This is a genomic window from Streptomyces amakusaensis, from assembly GCF_039532665.1.
Lineage (GTDB): Bacteria > Actinomycetota > Actinomycetes > Streptomycetales > Streptomycetaceae > Streptomyces > Streptomyces amakusaensis.
Genome location: NZ_BAAASB010000013.1, coordinates 121,573 through 134,678, shown reverse-complemented (window position 1 = coordinate 134,678; position 13,106 = coordinate 121,573). Strand labels below are relative to the sequence as shown.

The 13,106-nt window shown below is 73.1% G+C and carries 13 protein-coding genes and 1 other RNA gene; 7 read left to right on the top strand and 7 right to left on the bottom strand.

The window, feature by feature from the left end; translation table 11 throughout:
- Nucleotides 1-242: 242 nt before the first annotated feature.
- The 3 genes from ABD371_RS23380 to ABD371_RS23370 are packed head-to-tail and all read left to right on the top strand — an operon-like array spanning nucleotide 243 to nucleotide 3,093.
- The gene (locus ABD371_RS23380) at nucleotides 243-1,082 is read left to right on the top strand and encodes a Nif3-like dinuclear metal center hexameric protein (RefSeq protein ID WP_190121957.1); all 840 of its coding nucleotides are present in this window, start codon (nucleotides 243-245) and stop codon (nucleotides 1,080-1,082) included.
- Entirely contained in the window at nucleotides 1,079-1,822 is a 744-nt protein-coding gene (locus ABD371_RS23375; protein WP_344480021.1) for a zinc ribbon domain-containing protein, read from the top strand. The genes ABD371_RS23380 and ABD371_RS23375 overlap by 4 nt, the downstream gene beginning before the upstream one ends.
- Nucleotides 1,822-3,093 (top strand): bifunctional RNase H/acid phosphatase, encoded by a 1,272-nt coding sequence (locus ABD371_RS23370; protein ID WP_344479829.1) that lies wholly within the window; start codon nucleotides 1,822-1,824, stop codon nucleotides 3,091-3,093. Before ABD371_RS23375 ends, ABD371_RS23370 begins: the two co-directional genes overlap by 1 nt.
- A 48-nt stretch (nucleotides 3,094-3,141) precedes the next feature.
- Here ABD371_RS23370 and ABD371_RS23365 read toward each other — a convergent pair whose 3' ends face one another.
- The 4 genes from ABD371_RS23365 to ABD371_RS23350 form a co-directional block, all read right to left on the bottom strand.
- The gene (locus tag ABD371_RS23365; RefSeq protein ID WP_344479827.1) at nucleotides 3,142-3,630 is read right to left on the bottom strand and encodes an NUDIX hydrolase; all 489 of its coding nucleotides are present in this window, start codon (nucleotides 3,628-3,630) and stop codon (nucleotides 3,142-3,144) included.
- A 112-nt stretch (nucleotides 3,631-3,742) separates the two neighbouring features.
- Nucleotides 3,743-4,363 carry a bifunctional 4-hydroxy-2-oxoglutarate aldolase/2-dehydro-3-deoxy-phosphogluconate aldolase gene (eda, locus tag ABD371_RS23360; protein WP_344479825.1) on the bottom strand — a complete coding sequence of 207 codons (621 nt, stop codon included), beginning with the start codon at nucleotides 4,361-4,363 and terminating at the stop codon, nucleotides 3,743-3,745.
- Between the two features lie 61 nt (nucleotides 4,364-4,424).
- Nucleotides 4,425-5,225: a peroxide stress protein YaaA gene (gene yaaA / locus ABD371_RS23355; RefSeq protein WP_344479824.1), complete on the bottom strand. Its 801-nt coding sequence runs from the start codon at nucleotides 5,223-5,225 to the stop codon at nucleotides 4,425-4,427.
- Between the two features lie 101 nt (nucleotides 5,226-5,326).
- Nucleotides 5,327-5,620 (bottom strand): hypothetical protein, encoded by a 294-nt coding sequence (locus tag ABD371_RS23350; protein WP_344479823.1) that lies wholly within the window; start codon nucleotides 5,618-5,620, stop codon nucleotides 5,327-5,329.
- Between the two features lie 192 nt (nucleotides 5,621-5,812).
- On the opposite strand from ABD371_RS23350, the gene ABD371_RS23345 reads away from it, so the two are divergent.
- Nucleotides 5,813-7,264, top strand: a complete 1,452-nt coding sequence (locus tag ABD371_RS23345; RefSeq protein ID WP_344479822.1) for an RNB domain-containing ribonuclease — start codon at nucleotides 5,813-5,815, stop codon at nucleotides 7,262-7,264.
- A gap of 10 nt (nucleotides 7,265-7,274) precedes the next feature.
- Here the strand turns inward: ABD371_RS23345 and ABD371_RS23340 are convergent, their stop codons facing one another.
- Together ABD371_RS23340 and ABD371_RS23335 are read right to left on the bottom strand one after the other, a co-directional pair.
- Entirely contained in the window at nucleotides 7,275-8,120 is an 846-nt protein-coding gene (locus ABD371_RS23340; RefSeq protein WP_344479820.1) for a hypothetical protein, read from the bottom strand.
- Complete coding sequence (locus ABD371_RS23335) at nucleotides 8,117-8,914, bottom strand: MerR family transcriptional regulator (protein ID WP_344479819.1); 798 nt, start codon at nucleotides 8,912-8,914, stop codon at nucleotides 8,117-8,119. Before ABD371_RS23335 ends, ABD371_RS23340 begins: the two co-directional genes overlap by 4 nt.
- A 77-nt stretch (nucleotides 8,915-8,991) precedes the next feature.
- Between ABD371_RS23335 and rnpB the strand changes: the two genes are divergently transcribed.
- Nucleotides 8,992-9,402: RNase P RNA component class A (rnpB, locus tag ABD371_RS23330), an RNA gene on the top strand.
- Between the two features lie 24 nt (nucleotides 9,403-9,426).
- Complete coding sequence (locus ABD371_RS23325) at nucleotides 9,427-10,200, top strand: glycosyltransferase family 2 protein (RefSeq protein WP_344479817.1); 774 nt, start codon at nucleotides 9,427-9,429, stop codon at nucleotides 10,198-10,200.
- Nucleotides 10,201-10,237: 37 nt separating this feature from the next.
- Here ABD371_RS23325 and ABD371_RS23320 read toward each other — a convergent pair whose 3' ends face one another.
- Entirely contained in the window at nucleotides 10,238-11,536 is a 1,299-nt protein-coding gene (locus ABD371_RS23320; RefSeq protein WP_344479815.1) for a helix-turn-helix domain-containing protein, read from the bottom strand.
- A gap of 238 nt (nucleotides 11,537-11,774) precedes the next feature.
- Here ABD371_RS23320 and ABD371_RS23315 point away from each other — a divergent pair, with 238 nt between their 5' ends.
- Nucleotides 11,775-13,007, top strand: a complete 1,233-nt coding sequence (locus ABD371_RS23315; RefSeq protein ID WP_344479814.1) for an SIR2 family protein — start codon at nucleotides 11,775-11,777, stop codon at nucleotides 13,005-13,007.
- Nucleotides 13,008-13,106 lie beyond the last annotated feature (99 nt).

The following is a 13,106-nucleotide window of genomic DNA, read 5'->3' as shown; positions in this document are numbered from 1 at the left end:
AGTTAGGTTTCGCACTTCCTGCCGAACAACACAAGACCGGCCTGTTCACACATAAGGGTGGTCGGATCGCGATTCCGCTGTGGTGGGGGAGCGGTTGTGCCTGTACGTACCGCGGTACGGGTGCGACAACCCTCGGCCAGGGTGGCCGAAAGGCCGCTGCCGCGCCTCGGGGCCGCGGCCGTTCCCCGGGCCGGGGCCCCCGCCCGGACCCCGCCCCCGCGTGGCGCGGGTAACCTGTTTGCGTGCCCCGTCTGTCTGAAGTCATCGCCGCCCTCGACGCACTCTGGCCCCCCGAGCGGGCCGAGCAGTGGGATGCCGTCGGCACGGTCTGCGGCGACCCCGACGCCGAGGTCCTGCGGGTGCTGCTCGCGGTCGACCCGGTTCAGGAGATCGCGGACGAGGCGGTCGAGCTGGGCGCCCAGCTGATCATCACCCACCACCCCCTCTATCTCCGGGGTACGACGACGGTCGCGGCCGGCCATTTCAAGGGCCGCGTCGTGCACACCCTCATCAAGAACGACATCGCGCTCCATGTCGCCCACACCAACGCCGACAGCGCCGACCCCGGCGTCTCCGACGCCCTCGCGGGCGCGCTCGACCTCCGCGTCGTACGCCCCCTGATCCCGGACGCGAGCGATCCGGCCGGCCGCCGCGGCCTCGGCCGGATCTGTGAGCTGGACCACCCCGAGACCCTCGGGGAGTTCGCCCGGCGCGCCGCCGAGCGGCTGCCCGCCACCGCGCAGGGCGTCCGCCTCGCGGGCGACCCGGACGCGCTCGTGCGTACGGTCGCGGTGAGCGGCGGCTCCGGCGACAGCCTCTTCGACGCCGTACGCGCCGCCGGGGTGGACGCCTTCCTCACCGCCGATCTGCGCCATCACCCCGTGTCCGAAGCCACCCAGCGTTCACCGCTCGGGCTGGTGGACGCCGCGCACTGGGCCACCGAGTGGCCCTGGTGCGAGCTGGCGGCCGCCCAGCTCGACGAAATCTCCGACCGGCAGGGCTGGAACCTGCGGGTCCATGTCTCGCGTACGGTCACCGATCCCTGGTCATCCCGATTCTCTTCTCCTGGAGCCCCCAACTGAACGCCGCGCCCGCCGACCAGATCCGACTCCTCGAAGTCCAGGCCCTCGATGTACGCCTGTCGCAGCTCGCCCACAAGCGCAAGTCGCTCCCCGAGCACGCCGAGATCGAATCGCTCACCAAAGACCTCGTCCAGCTCCGCGACCTGCTGGTAGCGGCGCAGACGGAGGAGAGCGACACCGCCCGCGAGCAGACCAAGGCGGAGCAGGACGTCGACCAGGTGCGCCAGCGCGCCGTGCGCGACCAGCAGCGTCTGGACTCCGGCGCGGTCGCCTCCCCCAAGGACCTGGAGAGCCTCCAGCGCGAGATCGTCTCGCTGGCCAAGCGCCAGGGCGACCTGGAGGACATCGTCCTCGACGTGATGGAGCGCCGCGAGTCCGTCCAGGAGCGCGTCAGTGAGCTGACCGCCCGTGTCACGGCCGTCCAGGCCAAGACCGACGACGCCACCGCCCGCCGGGACGAGGCGCAGGCGCAGCTGGACGCCGAGTCCGCGTCGGTGACCAAGGACCGCGAGGCCGTCGCCGCCGTCATTCCCGCCGACTTCCTCAAGCTGTACGAGAAGCTCCGCGTCCAGCAGGGCGGCGTCGGCGCGGCCCGTCTCTACCAGCGCCGCTGCGAGGGCTGCCGCCTGGAGCTGAACATCACCGAGCTGAACGACGTGCGCGCCGCGTCCGCCGACGCCGTCCTCCGCTGCGAGAACTGCCACCGCATCCTCATCCGTACCTCCGAGTCCGGCATCTGATGCGGAAGTTCGTCGTCGAGGCGGACGGCGGCTCCCGGGGCAACCCGGGCCCGGCGGGCTACGGCGCGGTGGTGATCGACGCCGCCACGGGCGAGACGCTGGCCGAGGCGGCGGAGTTCATCGGCGTCGCCACGAACAATGTCGCCGAGTACAAGGGCCTGGTCGCGGGCCTGCGGGCCGCGCACGAGCTCGACCCCGAGGCCAGGGTCCATGTCCGCATGGACTCCAAGCTGGTGGTCGAGCAGATGTCCGGGCGCTGGAAGATCAAGCACCCGGACATGAAGCCGCTCGCGGCGCAGGCGGCGAAGGTCCACCCTCCGTCGTCCGTCACCTACGAGTGGATCCCGCGCGAGAAGAACAAGCACGCGGACCGGCTCGCCAATGAGGCGATGGACGCGGGCAAGCGGGGCAAGCAGTGGGAGCCCGCCCGCTCCACGGCGGAGTTCTCCGCCCGCGACGAGGCGGCGGCCCGGATCGTCGGCGACGCGAGCGCGGGCGCGGCGAAGGCCCGCGCGGCCCTCGCCGGATCAGCGGCTTCCGCCGCCCCCGCCCCGGCGGCTTCCGCCGGCCGGAACGGATCGGGATCCACCGCCGGTACGCTCACGGCCGCCCCCTCCGTCGGCTGGGGAGCCACCGCCGACCTGGGCGCGCCCTCGACCTTCGTCCTCCTCCGGCACGGCGAGACCGCCCTCACCCCCGAGAAGCGCTTCTCGGGCAGCGGCGGCGGCGACCCCTCGCTCTCCCCGGCCGGCCGCCGTCAGGCCGAGGCCGTGGCGGCGGCCCTCGCCGCGCGCGGCACCGTCCAGGAGATCGTCAGCTCCCCCCTCAAGCGCTGCCGCGAGACCGCCGAGGCGGTCGCCGCCCGGCTGAACCTCGACGTCCGCGTCGAGGAGGGGCTGCGCGAGACCGACTTCGGCGCCTGGGAGGGGCTGACCTTCGCCGAGGTCCAGGAGCGGTACGCCGACGATCTCGCCGCCTGGCTCGCCTCGTCCAAGGCCGCGCCCACCGGCGGCGGCGAGAACTTCGCCACCGTCGCCCGCCGCGTGGCCTCGGCCCGCGACCGGATCGCCGCCCGCTCAGCGGGCCGTACGGTCCTCCTCGTCACCCATGTCACGCCCATCAAGACCCTGGTGCGCCTGGCCCTCGGAGCGCCGCCCGAGTCCCTGTTCCGGATGGAGCTGTCGGCCGCCTCCCTCTCGGCGGTGGCGTACTACTCCGACGGCAACGCGTCCGTACGCCTGCTCAACGACACCTCGCACCTGCGCGGCTGAACACCGTGGTGGACCGGCCGCACGGCCGGTTCACCACAGTGAGCCGGTTCACCGGTTCGGGACGAAGCCCAGCTCCACCGGCCCGCCCCGCGGCGGCCCGTTCCGCCGTATGCCGTCCAGCAGTTCCGCCAGCCGCGGAGGCCACAGCGCCTCCGTGGCGGCGGACAGCTCGGCCGGCGACCACCAGCGCCAGCGCAGGATCGCGTCCTCGGCGTGGGCTTCGGCCAGATCCCCGACGGGATCGCGCCGGGGCCCGTACCCGAGGTGAATGACCTCGCGCTGCCGGACCGGCACCCCGGCCCGGGTGAAGTCGTGCTCCCACCGGCAGAACGCCGGACCCGGTTCCACATCGGTCCAGCCCGTCTCCTCGCGCAGCTCGCGCACGGCACCCCGCAGCGGATCCTCGCCCGGTTCCAGACCGCCGCCGGGCAGCGCCCAGTGGACGCCGACCTCCTCGTTGTCGTACCGGAACATAAAGACGGCACCGGCCGGATCCAGCACCGCGATCCGCGCCGCCTGCCGGGGTACGCGCGTCACCTCACGCCTCCGCGTCACCTCATGCCTCCGCTCCGGACCTCGTCGAAGATCCGCAGCAGCTCCAGCGCCCCGCGCGCGGACTCCGTTCCCGGCAGGGCGAACTGATCGCCGGTCAGCTCGTCCGCAGGGCGGCGGCCCGGGCGGCCAGCGACTCCACGCGGGCCCAGTCCTTCGCGGCGAGCGCGTCGGCGGGGAGCATCCAGGTGCCGCCGACGCAGCCGACGTTGGGCAGTGCGAGATAGGAGGGGGCGGAGGCGAGCGAGATCCCGCCGGTGGGGCAGAAGCGGGCCTGGGGGAGCGGTCCCGAGAGGGACTTGAGGTACGCGGTGCCGCCGGCCGCCTCGGCCGGGAAGAACTTCATCTCGTTCACCCCGCGCTCCAGCAGCGCGACGACCTCGGAGGTGGTCGAGACTCCGGGCAGCAGCGCCTGGCCCGAGGCCCGCATCGCGTCCAGGAGCCGGTCCGTCCACCCGGGGCTCACCAGGAAGGTGGCCCCGGCCTTGACGGCCGCGTCCACATTCGCCTCGGAGATCACGGTGCCCGCGCCGACGACGGCGTCCGGCACCTCGGCCGCGATGGCGCGGATGGCGTCGAGGGCGGCGGGCGTCCGCAGCGTCACCTCGATGGCGGGCAGCCCGCCCGCGACGAGGGCACGCGCGAGCGGTACGGCGTCCTCGGCGTCCTCGATGACGACGACGGGAACGACGGGCGCGAGATCCAGCACGGAGGTCATACGCTCATCCTGCCGTGGCACCCGCGCGATACGCAACGCATGTTGCACACCGCGCAACGGCTCAGTGGATCTGGCTCACCACGACATCGAGCGCCCACGGCTGCCCCGACCGTGCCGGAGCCTGCGCCTCCACCACATGCCCCAGCTCCCGCAGCGTCTCCACCAGCTCGCCGGGACCCTTCGGCCGCGCACCCGAGATCAGCAGATCCCGTACGATCCGGCCCTTGGTCGCCTTGTTGAAGTGGCTCACCACCGAGCGCTTCTCCACCCCGTCGACCAGCTGCGCGTGCAGCACCCGCACCGTCGCCGTCCGCTCGGCGAGCGCGCCCTTCGGCTTCCACGCCGCCGCATAGGCCGAGGACCGCAGATCCAGCACCATCCCCCGCCCGGCGGCCTCCGGAATCGCCGACTCCATCGGCTTCCGCCAGTGCGTCCCCAGCGCGCCGAGCCCCGGCAGCCGCACCCCCATCGAGCAGCGGTACGAGGGAATCCGGTCGCCCACCCGCACCGCGCCCCACAGCCCCGAGAAGACCAGCAGCGAGGACCGCGCGCGCCGCCGGGCGTCCGGCTCCAGGGTGGCGAGCCCCAGCGCGTCGTACAGCACGCCCGTGTAGATCTCCCCGGCCGGCCGGGTGCCCGCCGTCCGCAGCTCGACGTTCTTCGCGATCTCGCCGCGCAGCCCCTCGCTCAGCCCGAGGACCGTCCGCGCCTTCTCCTCGTCGGCGGCGCACAGCTCCACCAGCTCGTCCAGCACGGCCGCGCGCGCCTCGGCCAGCCCGGACAGCGACAGCGACTCGGGCTTCAGCGGGGCCCCGCGCCCCGAGGCGGCCTTGCCCTCCGACGGCGGCAAAAGTACGAGCACGGACCCTCTCCTCACGCGTTCCACCCGGGCAACCCGGGTCACCGGGGGAAAAACCACCCCGCGCCAGGGTACGCGGCCCGCCCGGCCCCACCCGGCCGCCGTCAGGGGATGTACACACTCCTGCCCTGCTCGGACACGGCCGGCTCGCCCTGCGCGACCACCTGCACGATCGGCCCCGAGCAGTCCCGGCTCGCGAAGACGAGGGCGATCTCGTCCGTCCGGTTGTTCACCTGGAACGGCCGCCGGTCGCTGGGGTAGCAGCCGCTGGGCTGCTGGTGCACCGTGCCATTGAGCATGATCGCGCCATTCGCCGCGAACGCGGCGGAGTGCGGGACGGTGACGGTCAGCGCCACGGCCGCCGCGAGGGAGCCGAGCAGGGAGGCGATACGTCGCACGGGGAATCCTTCGATCGATGACTCGGGGCCGCCCGAGCCGGCCGACCCCCTCGAAGGTCAACGTAGGGTAGCCGTCCCGGTACCCACAGTCGCCCGTGCGGGTGACCGCCCGCACCGCGCCTGGACGCCCCCGCCCCGGGGCCTCCGCCGCCCGGCATGCCGACACCCTCCGCGCGGCCTACGCTCGGTTCCATGCCCCGCCGCCTGATCCACGCCACCGGCGCAGCCGAGGCCCCGCTGCGCACCGCGCTGCGCGAGGTGCGCGAGGCGCTCGGCGTCCCGGGGGAGTTCCCGCCCGAGGTGCTCGCCGAGGCGGCGGAGTCGGCACGCGCCCCACGGCTCCCGGAGACCGACGCGACCGGCATCCCGCTCTTCACCATCGACCCGCCGGCCTCCACCGACCTCGACCAGGCCATGCACCTCGCCCGCCACGGCAGCGGCTACCGCGTCCACTACGCCATCGCCGACGTCGCCGCCTTCGTCACCCCGGGCGGCGCGCTCGACACCGAGGCCCACCGCCGCGTACAGACCCTCTACTTCCCGGACGGGAAGATCCCCCTCCACCCGCCGGCCCTCTCCGAGGCCGCCGCCAGCCTTCTCCCGGGACAGCAGGTCCCCGCCCTTCTCTGGCGCTTCGACCTCGACGCCGAGGGCCGCACCCACTCCGCCGACGTCCACCGCGCGCTCGTCCGCAGCCGCGCCCGGCTCGACTACGCGACGGCCCAGCGGCTGATCGACACCGGTGCCGCCGAAGAGCCCCTCGCCCTGCTCAAGGAGATCGGAACACTGCGCGAGACGCTGGAGAGGGAGCGCGGCGGAATCTCCCTCCAGGTGCCCGAGCAGGAGATCACCGAACAGGACGGCGCATACCTCCTCTCCTACCGCGCACCCCGCCCGGCCGACGGCTGGAACGCCCAGATCTCCCTGCTCACCGGCATGGCCGCCGCCGAGATCATGACGGCCGCCGGCACCGGCGTCCTCCGTACCCTCCCCACCGCCCCGGACGGCGCGGTCGCCCGGCTGCGCCGCTCGGCGAAGGCGCTGGGCATCGACTGGCCGCACCATGTCTCGTACGCGGACCTCATCCGCTCCCTCGACCCGCGCCGCCCCCGGAACGCGGCCTTCCTCCAGGAGTGCACGGCCCTGCTGCGCGGCGCGGGGTACACGGTCTTCACCGGCGGCAGAATCCCCTCCCCGGCGATCCACGCGGCGGTCGCCGCCGAGTACACCCACTGCACCGCGCCGCTGCGCCGGCTGATCGACCGCTACACGGGCGAACTCTGTCTCGCGGCCCGCGCCGGGCAGGGGGTGCCCGAGTGGGTGCTCGCCGCGCTCGACGCACTCCCCGGCGAGATGGCGGACGGCTCCCGCCGCGCCAACACGGTCGAGCGCGAGTGCGTGGACCTGGTGGAGGCCGCGCTGCTCTCGGGCCGGGTCGGCGAGGTCTTCGACGGCTGTGTGATCGACGTCAGGGAGCGCGAGCCGGCCGCCGGCGCGGTCCATGTCGGCACGGTCCATCTGGAGGACCCGGCGGTGGTGGGCCGGGTGGAGAGCCCCCGCCCGCTCCCGCTGGGGGAGCGGCTCCGGGTACGCCTCGCCCGTGCCGCCCCGGGCACGGCGAAGGTCCTCTTCGTCCCGGCCTGAGCCCCTTCGCTCAGGTCTGGGCCTGTGTCTGGGCCTGTGCTTGTGCCCACCGCACGGCCGCCACCAGCGCCTGCGGATCGTCCGCGTGGAAGCGGACGGTGTGCGCGGTCCCCCGCCCGCCCAGCGGCCGGGTGTACGCCAGGGGCCCGGCCAGCTCCACCGCCACGGTCGTCTGCCCGCCGACGATCAGCTCCAGCGAGCCGTCCTCGCGCGGCTGCACCAGTTTCCCCACCGGGAACCTGCGGTCCACCCGTACGCCCGTGATCTCCCCGGCAGCCACCCGCAGCTCGAACAGCGCGCCGTAGCGGATCCGCAGCGAGCCGTCCGGCTCCACCACATGGGGCCGGGTGACACAGGCGGCGTGCAGGCCGGTCACCATCAGCACCCCGTACACATCGACGACGAGCATCACCCGGTGCGCGAGCGGCCACGGCAGCACCACGGCGAGCACGACCGTCTCGACCAGCGCCACCCCGATCAGCGACCACATCACGGCCGTCTGCGGCCCGGTGTACCCGGCCGCGTACGCGCCCCGCCCCACCCCGTGCCGCCGCCGGAGCACCCACAGCCCGATGCTCCCCACCGCCCGCGCCTCGTGCGCGATCAGCCTGCGCGGCACGGGCGGCACCAGCGCCCGCACCGTCCCGGCCCAGGCCGCCCGTCTCCCGGCCCCGGCCCGCCGCTCGGCCGCGTACCGCCCGCCGAACACGGCGGCCCGCCACCCGACGGCGGCCACGACCAGCGCCTCGGCCGCGAGCACCACGCCGTACGGCGGCCGGGCCCCGGCCGCGAGCGCGACGAGCAGCGAGATCTCCGCGAGCAGTACGCCCCACACCGCGACCCGAGCGCCCCTCACGCCGGCCCCTCGTCTCTCCCGGCCCCGGCCCGGGCCGCGATTTTCGCGATCATGCGCCGGACGGTCGCGGCCTGGGCGGGCGCGAAGTCGGCGAGCAGCGCCTTCCCGAAGGAGTCCCCGAGCGGATCCACGCCCTCCGCTCCCTCGCCCATCATCCGCACCAGCTCCTCCGGCACGACCGCCGCCAGCTCGTCCCCGAGCGGCCCCACCCGGGGATCGTCCGGCTCCGCGTCCGCGAGCGCGTCCAGCCGCTCGTACAAGCCCCGCACCCGCCCGGTGAGGGCCTCGTCGTCGGCGAACGGCCGAAGCGCCCCGAAGAACCGCTCCCGATCGCCCTCCCCCAGCACCGTGTCGAGCAGCACCAGATGACTCCGGTCCTTCGCCGCCACGCCGGAATCCCCGGCCCCCACCGCCCCGAGCAGCCCGTACAGCTCCGGCGACACCGGCCCCTCGACCGGCAGCCGCCCCTCCCGCGCCTGCCTCATCAGCTCCCCGAGCCGCGCCCTCCGCCCCCCGATCACCGCCTCCTGCCGCGCCAGATCCGCGTCCAGCTCCTCCAGAATCTCCACCAGCTCCACCCCCGCCTCGTCCGCCAGCACCTCCCGCACCTCCGCCAGCCCCATCCCCAGCCCCGTCAGCCTCCGCACCCTCGCCAGCGCCACCGCGTGCCGGATCCCGTACTCGCGATACCCATTGGCCAGCCGCCCCGGTTCGGGCAGCACCCCCAGCCGGTGGTAGTGCCGGACGGTACGTGTGGTCACGCCGGCCAGCGCGGCGAGCTCTCCGATCCTCATGCCCCCAGTGGAAACCATGACGTCGCGACAAGGTCAACCCACCCGCCCCCGCCGGGTAGCATGGTCCACACGGCAGACGAGCCGGGCGGACGGCCGCGTGAGGATCTCCGGATCCCCCCGAGGAACGTCCGGGCTCCACACGGCAGGGTGGTGGGTAACGCCCACCCGGGGTGACCCGCGGGACAGTGCCACAGAAAACAGACCGCCGGGGACCGTACGCGTACGGACCCCGGTAAGGGTGAAACGGTGGTGTAAGAGACCACCAGCGCCTGGGGTGACCCAGGCGGCTAGGTAAACCCCACCCGGAGCAAGGTCAAGAGGGGCCGCCCCAACCGGCGGCCCTGCGCGGACGTTCGAGGGCTGCCCGCCCGAGTCCGCGGGTAGACCGCACGAGGCCGGTGGCAACACCGGTCCTAGATGGATGGCCGTCGCCCCGACGACCGCGAGGTCCCGGGGCACAGAACCCGGCGTACAGCCCGACTCGTCTGCCCCACCTCACAAGGAGAAGCGCTGTGCCTCTGGTCTCTGTCGTGATGCCGGTGTACAACTCGGCGGCCACTCTCGGCGCGGCGATCCGGTCGGTGCTCACGCAGACTCACAGCGACCTTGAGCTCCTGGTCACCGACGACAAGTCTTTCGACGGCTCCATGGACCTGCTCATGGAGTTCGCCCGGCAGGACAAGCGCGTCCTGGTGGAATCGGCACCGGAACAAGGCGGTGCCGGCCGGGCGCGGAACCTCGCCATCGAGCGGGCCCGGGGGGATTACATCGCCTTTCTCGACAGCGACGACATGTGGCTTCCGGAGAAGACCGCGCGGCAGATCGAATTCGCCGCGGCGGGCAGTGCGCCTCTCACCTTCACCTCGTACTTCAAGATGGACGCCGACTACGGGGGTGAGAGCACCGACTTCGCCCCGAACGGGCGCGTGGTCCGCGCGCGGGAACACGTGGACTACCGCGCGATGCTGGTCCGGGACCACATCGGCGCCCTGACCGCCATGTACGACCGCACCGTCCTGGGCACCCGGCTCATGCCGGAGATGCGTAAGCGACAGGACTACGCCCTCTGGCTGTCGATCATGCGCGACGGCGCCGACGCCCGGGGCCTGACCGAGCCGCTCGCGGTGTACAGGTCCCACCAGGCGGGATCGCTCTCCTCCAACAAGCTGTCCCTGGTCCGGTACAACTGGGAGCTGTACCGCGAGCACGAGAGGCTGTCGGTCCCCCGGTCGACGCGGGCGCTGGCCGGCGCCGCGTGGCAGTCGCTGCGCAACTCGCGGATCTGAGGCCGCCGGCGGGATTCCGCCACACGCCAGCTGTGGGTCAGCGGGCGAGCGCGAGCGTCAGTTCGCGGACCCCGGGGGTGCGGGGATGCCGAGAGGACAGTGAGCCGACGATCGTGCGGATGGAGGGGCGGTCGCGGACCTCTGCCGGGCTGACGCGCAGCGCGGCGAGGAGTTCCCGGGCCGTCTGTTCCGGTTTGCCGTACTGCCACCAGGCGCGGGCGAGGTCGGTGTGCATCCGGCTGGTGCGTTCGGGGGTGGGGAACTGGTCCGGCCGCAGATGCCGCCCGGCCTCCAGCGCGGCCCCGGCGTCGCCGAGGGCCCAGTGGACGCCGACGGCATAGAGGTCGGCACTGGCCGGTGAGATACGGAAGAGGCGACCCGCCACGACGGTGTCGGGGAGCCGGTGGGCGGCCCGGCGGGCTTCGGCGATCATGGCCAGGGCCCGGGTCCGGTCGCCCGTGCGGGCGGCGGTGTAGGCGGTGGTGCACAGCATCTGCGCGTACGCCGCCGTCTGCGCGCCGGTAGTCAGGCCGGTGGCCTCGACCTCGGTGAGCGCTGCCAGGACCAAGCGCTGGGCGGCGGCAGGCTGATCTTGGTGGCGCAGGACGATCGACAGCTCGCGGGCGGCTGCGGCGGTTGCGATGGGGGACTCGGCGACAGCGGCGTAGGTGGTGGCGCGGTCGGCGGTGAGCCGGGCCCGTTCGTAGCGGCCGATCTTCCCCAGGACCTGGGTGGCGAGGAGATAGCAGGCGGAGAGCCGGGCTTGGTCCAGAGGGGTGCGGGATCGGGCGGCCCGGTGGGCGTCGCCGAGGAGGCCGGGCAGCTCCGCGAGGAGGGCTGTATGGCGGCCGGTGTCCCACATCTTCCGGGCTTGGCCGAGACGCTGGTCGACCGGCACGGCACCGGCACCGGCACCGCTGGGAGTGAGGGCGAGGGCGTCGTCGATCGCCAGGAGCAGGGAGGCGGGCACGGCCGTGCCTGCGGCGGTGAGCAGGGTACGGCGATGCATAGGGTCCTCCTCGGCGGGCGGAGCGTGCGGCGCCACTCTAATGGGACGGGGAGCGGCTCCGGTGGTGATGCCGCAGGCTGCCGCCAGAAGAGTGGGCGGCAGTCCGACGGCGGTCGCGGCAGCCGTCAGCAGGCGGATGTCTGCGGGGTGCCTGTTGGCTTCCAGCCGGGAGACGGTGGAGGCGGAGCAGCCGATCCGCACTCCGAGGTCGGTCTGCCGCCAGCCGAGGCGATGACGGCCGAGCCTGACGAGGCGGCCTGGGGCACGGCGTTCGACATGCTCGCGCGCCTCGCGGGTGGCCCAGATATCTGAGTCAGAGGTGAGCATCAGCCCTCCCACACGCCCGGGTTGAGGCCCAAACGGTAGGGCACGGGGACGGTTGCGCCGACGGCGTTTGCAGCATCTGCACGCGGTGTGCGGGGCGCGGTAGTCGATCACCGGCAGGGCCGTTCGGGTGGTGCTCTGGTGGTGTGCCGTCGGCTCACCGGCCGAAGGCGGCTCTCGTGGCCAACGGCCTCCCGGAATCCCGCGCGCACCACCACCCCTCAGCCCTGAAGGAGCACCTGTGTATCTGCCGTATCCCGTCATCGAGCAGTTGTCCGACGACCAGGTGATGACCTGGAAGACCTTCTTCGAGGGTGAGGGGCACGAGCGGCCCCGCAGCGTCGAGGAGGGCATCTGGCGCCGGACCCAGGTCCCCGCCAACGCCGAGCAGTCCGGCTGGAGCGAGGACGCTTCCGGCCGTCGGCGGATTGTGCACTACCGCTACACCTACGCCCTCGACTACACCTTCCCCGTCCCGAGGCTCGTCCTCGCCGACCTGTATCTGTACGTGTCGTTCACGGCCCCGGACAGCGAGATCCACACCTACGCCGAAGACCTCGACGGCTGGCTCGGCCAGGGCCGGTGGCGTCGGGGTAGTACCGGCCGGCACCACGGCGACCTCGTCACCACCCTCACCGAGTACGACACCCATCCCCAGGACGAACGCGCGGACCGGACCGTCTCCGCAGGCTTCCGAACCTTGGACGTCCTCATCACCTCCGAGGGCTACACCGTTCCCCGCCGCCTGCGGAACCTGCCCTGGGACGTCCTCGCCGGCGGCATCCGGATCAAGGAGCAGCGCGGTGCCCCGGCCTTCGCCGAGGATCTGTCCGGGCTGCTGAGCCATCTCCCCTTCCAGGTCGAGGTCGGGTGCGGCACCTCGATCGAGGCGGGCATTCCCCCGCTGCACTACCTCCACGAGGTCTACCGGGTCACCGCCCGGAAGGACAACGCGCTCACCCAGTCCCACGGCTTCACCCTCACTCCGCAGGCCGACAGCCTCGTACGGGAGATGCTGCTCGACGCCCCGAGCAAGGCCGAGTCGCTGACCCGGATGTTCGCGGCCTGCTTCACTGCCGAACCCACCGGTGCCCACCGGGCACTCAAGGCCCTGCACACCGCCGGTCACATGATCGGCCCGGTCATCACCCACAACTTCGACGTCCTCGCAGCCCGCGCCGGACTGAAGGAGGTCTTCGTCCGCCGGTACGACCAGAAGATCCCCCCGGTACCGCTCCTCGACCAGGCCCGCGCCCTCCTGGTGATCGGCCTGCACGCCGACCGGCGCTCCGTCCAGGCCCGCGCCCGCGCCAAGGGCATGAAGATCTTCTACGTCGACCCTGAGGGCCTGATGGAGAACGGCACCTTCGAGGAGTACCCGATCGAGGGAGCCCGCGAAGGCGACACCATCGTCCGCGCCGAGGCGACTCCCGCCCTCCAGCACCTGTGCAAGCTCCTGGACGTCACCTTCTGACTGTCAACCGGCCTGAAGCCGAACCTCCCTGATGTCGAAGAGGGATAGCGTCGTGGAGGTGCCCGGATCACGGAGCGCCTCTGCGACAGCACCCACCCC

Bases quoted from the DNA above. Each gene is read 5' to 3' on its own strand.
- ABD371_RS23335 (WP_344479819.1), bottom strand. From the start codon at position 8,914: ATGAGGATCGGAGAGCTCGCCGCGCTGGCCGGCGTGACCACACGTACC.
- ABD371_RS23345 (WP_344479822.1), top strand. From the start codon at position 5,813: ATGCCCCGCCGCCTGATCCACGCCACCGGCGCAGCCGAGGCCCCGCTG.
- ABD371_RS23320 (WP_344479815.1), bottom strand. From the start codon at position 11,536: ATGCTCACCTCTGACTCAGATATCTGGGCCACCCGCGAGGCGCGCGAG.
- ABD371_RS23370 (WP_344479829.1), top strand. From the start codon at position 1,822: ATGCGGAAGTTCGTCGTCGAGGCGGACGGCGGCTCCCGGGGCAACCCG.
- eda (WP_344479825.1), bottom strand. From the start codon at position 4,363: ATGACCTCCGTGCTGGATCTCGCGCCCGTCGTTCCCGTCGTCGTCATC.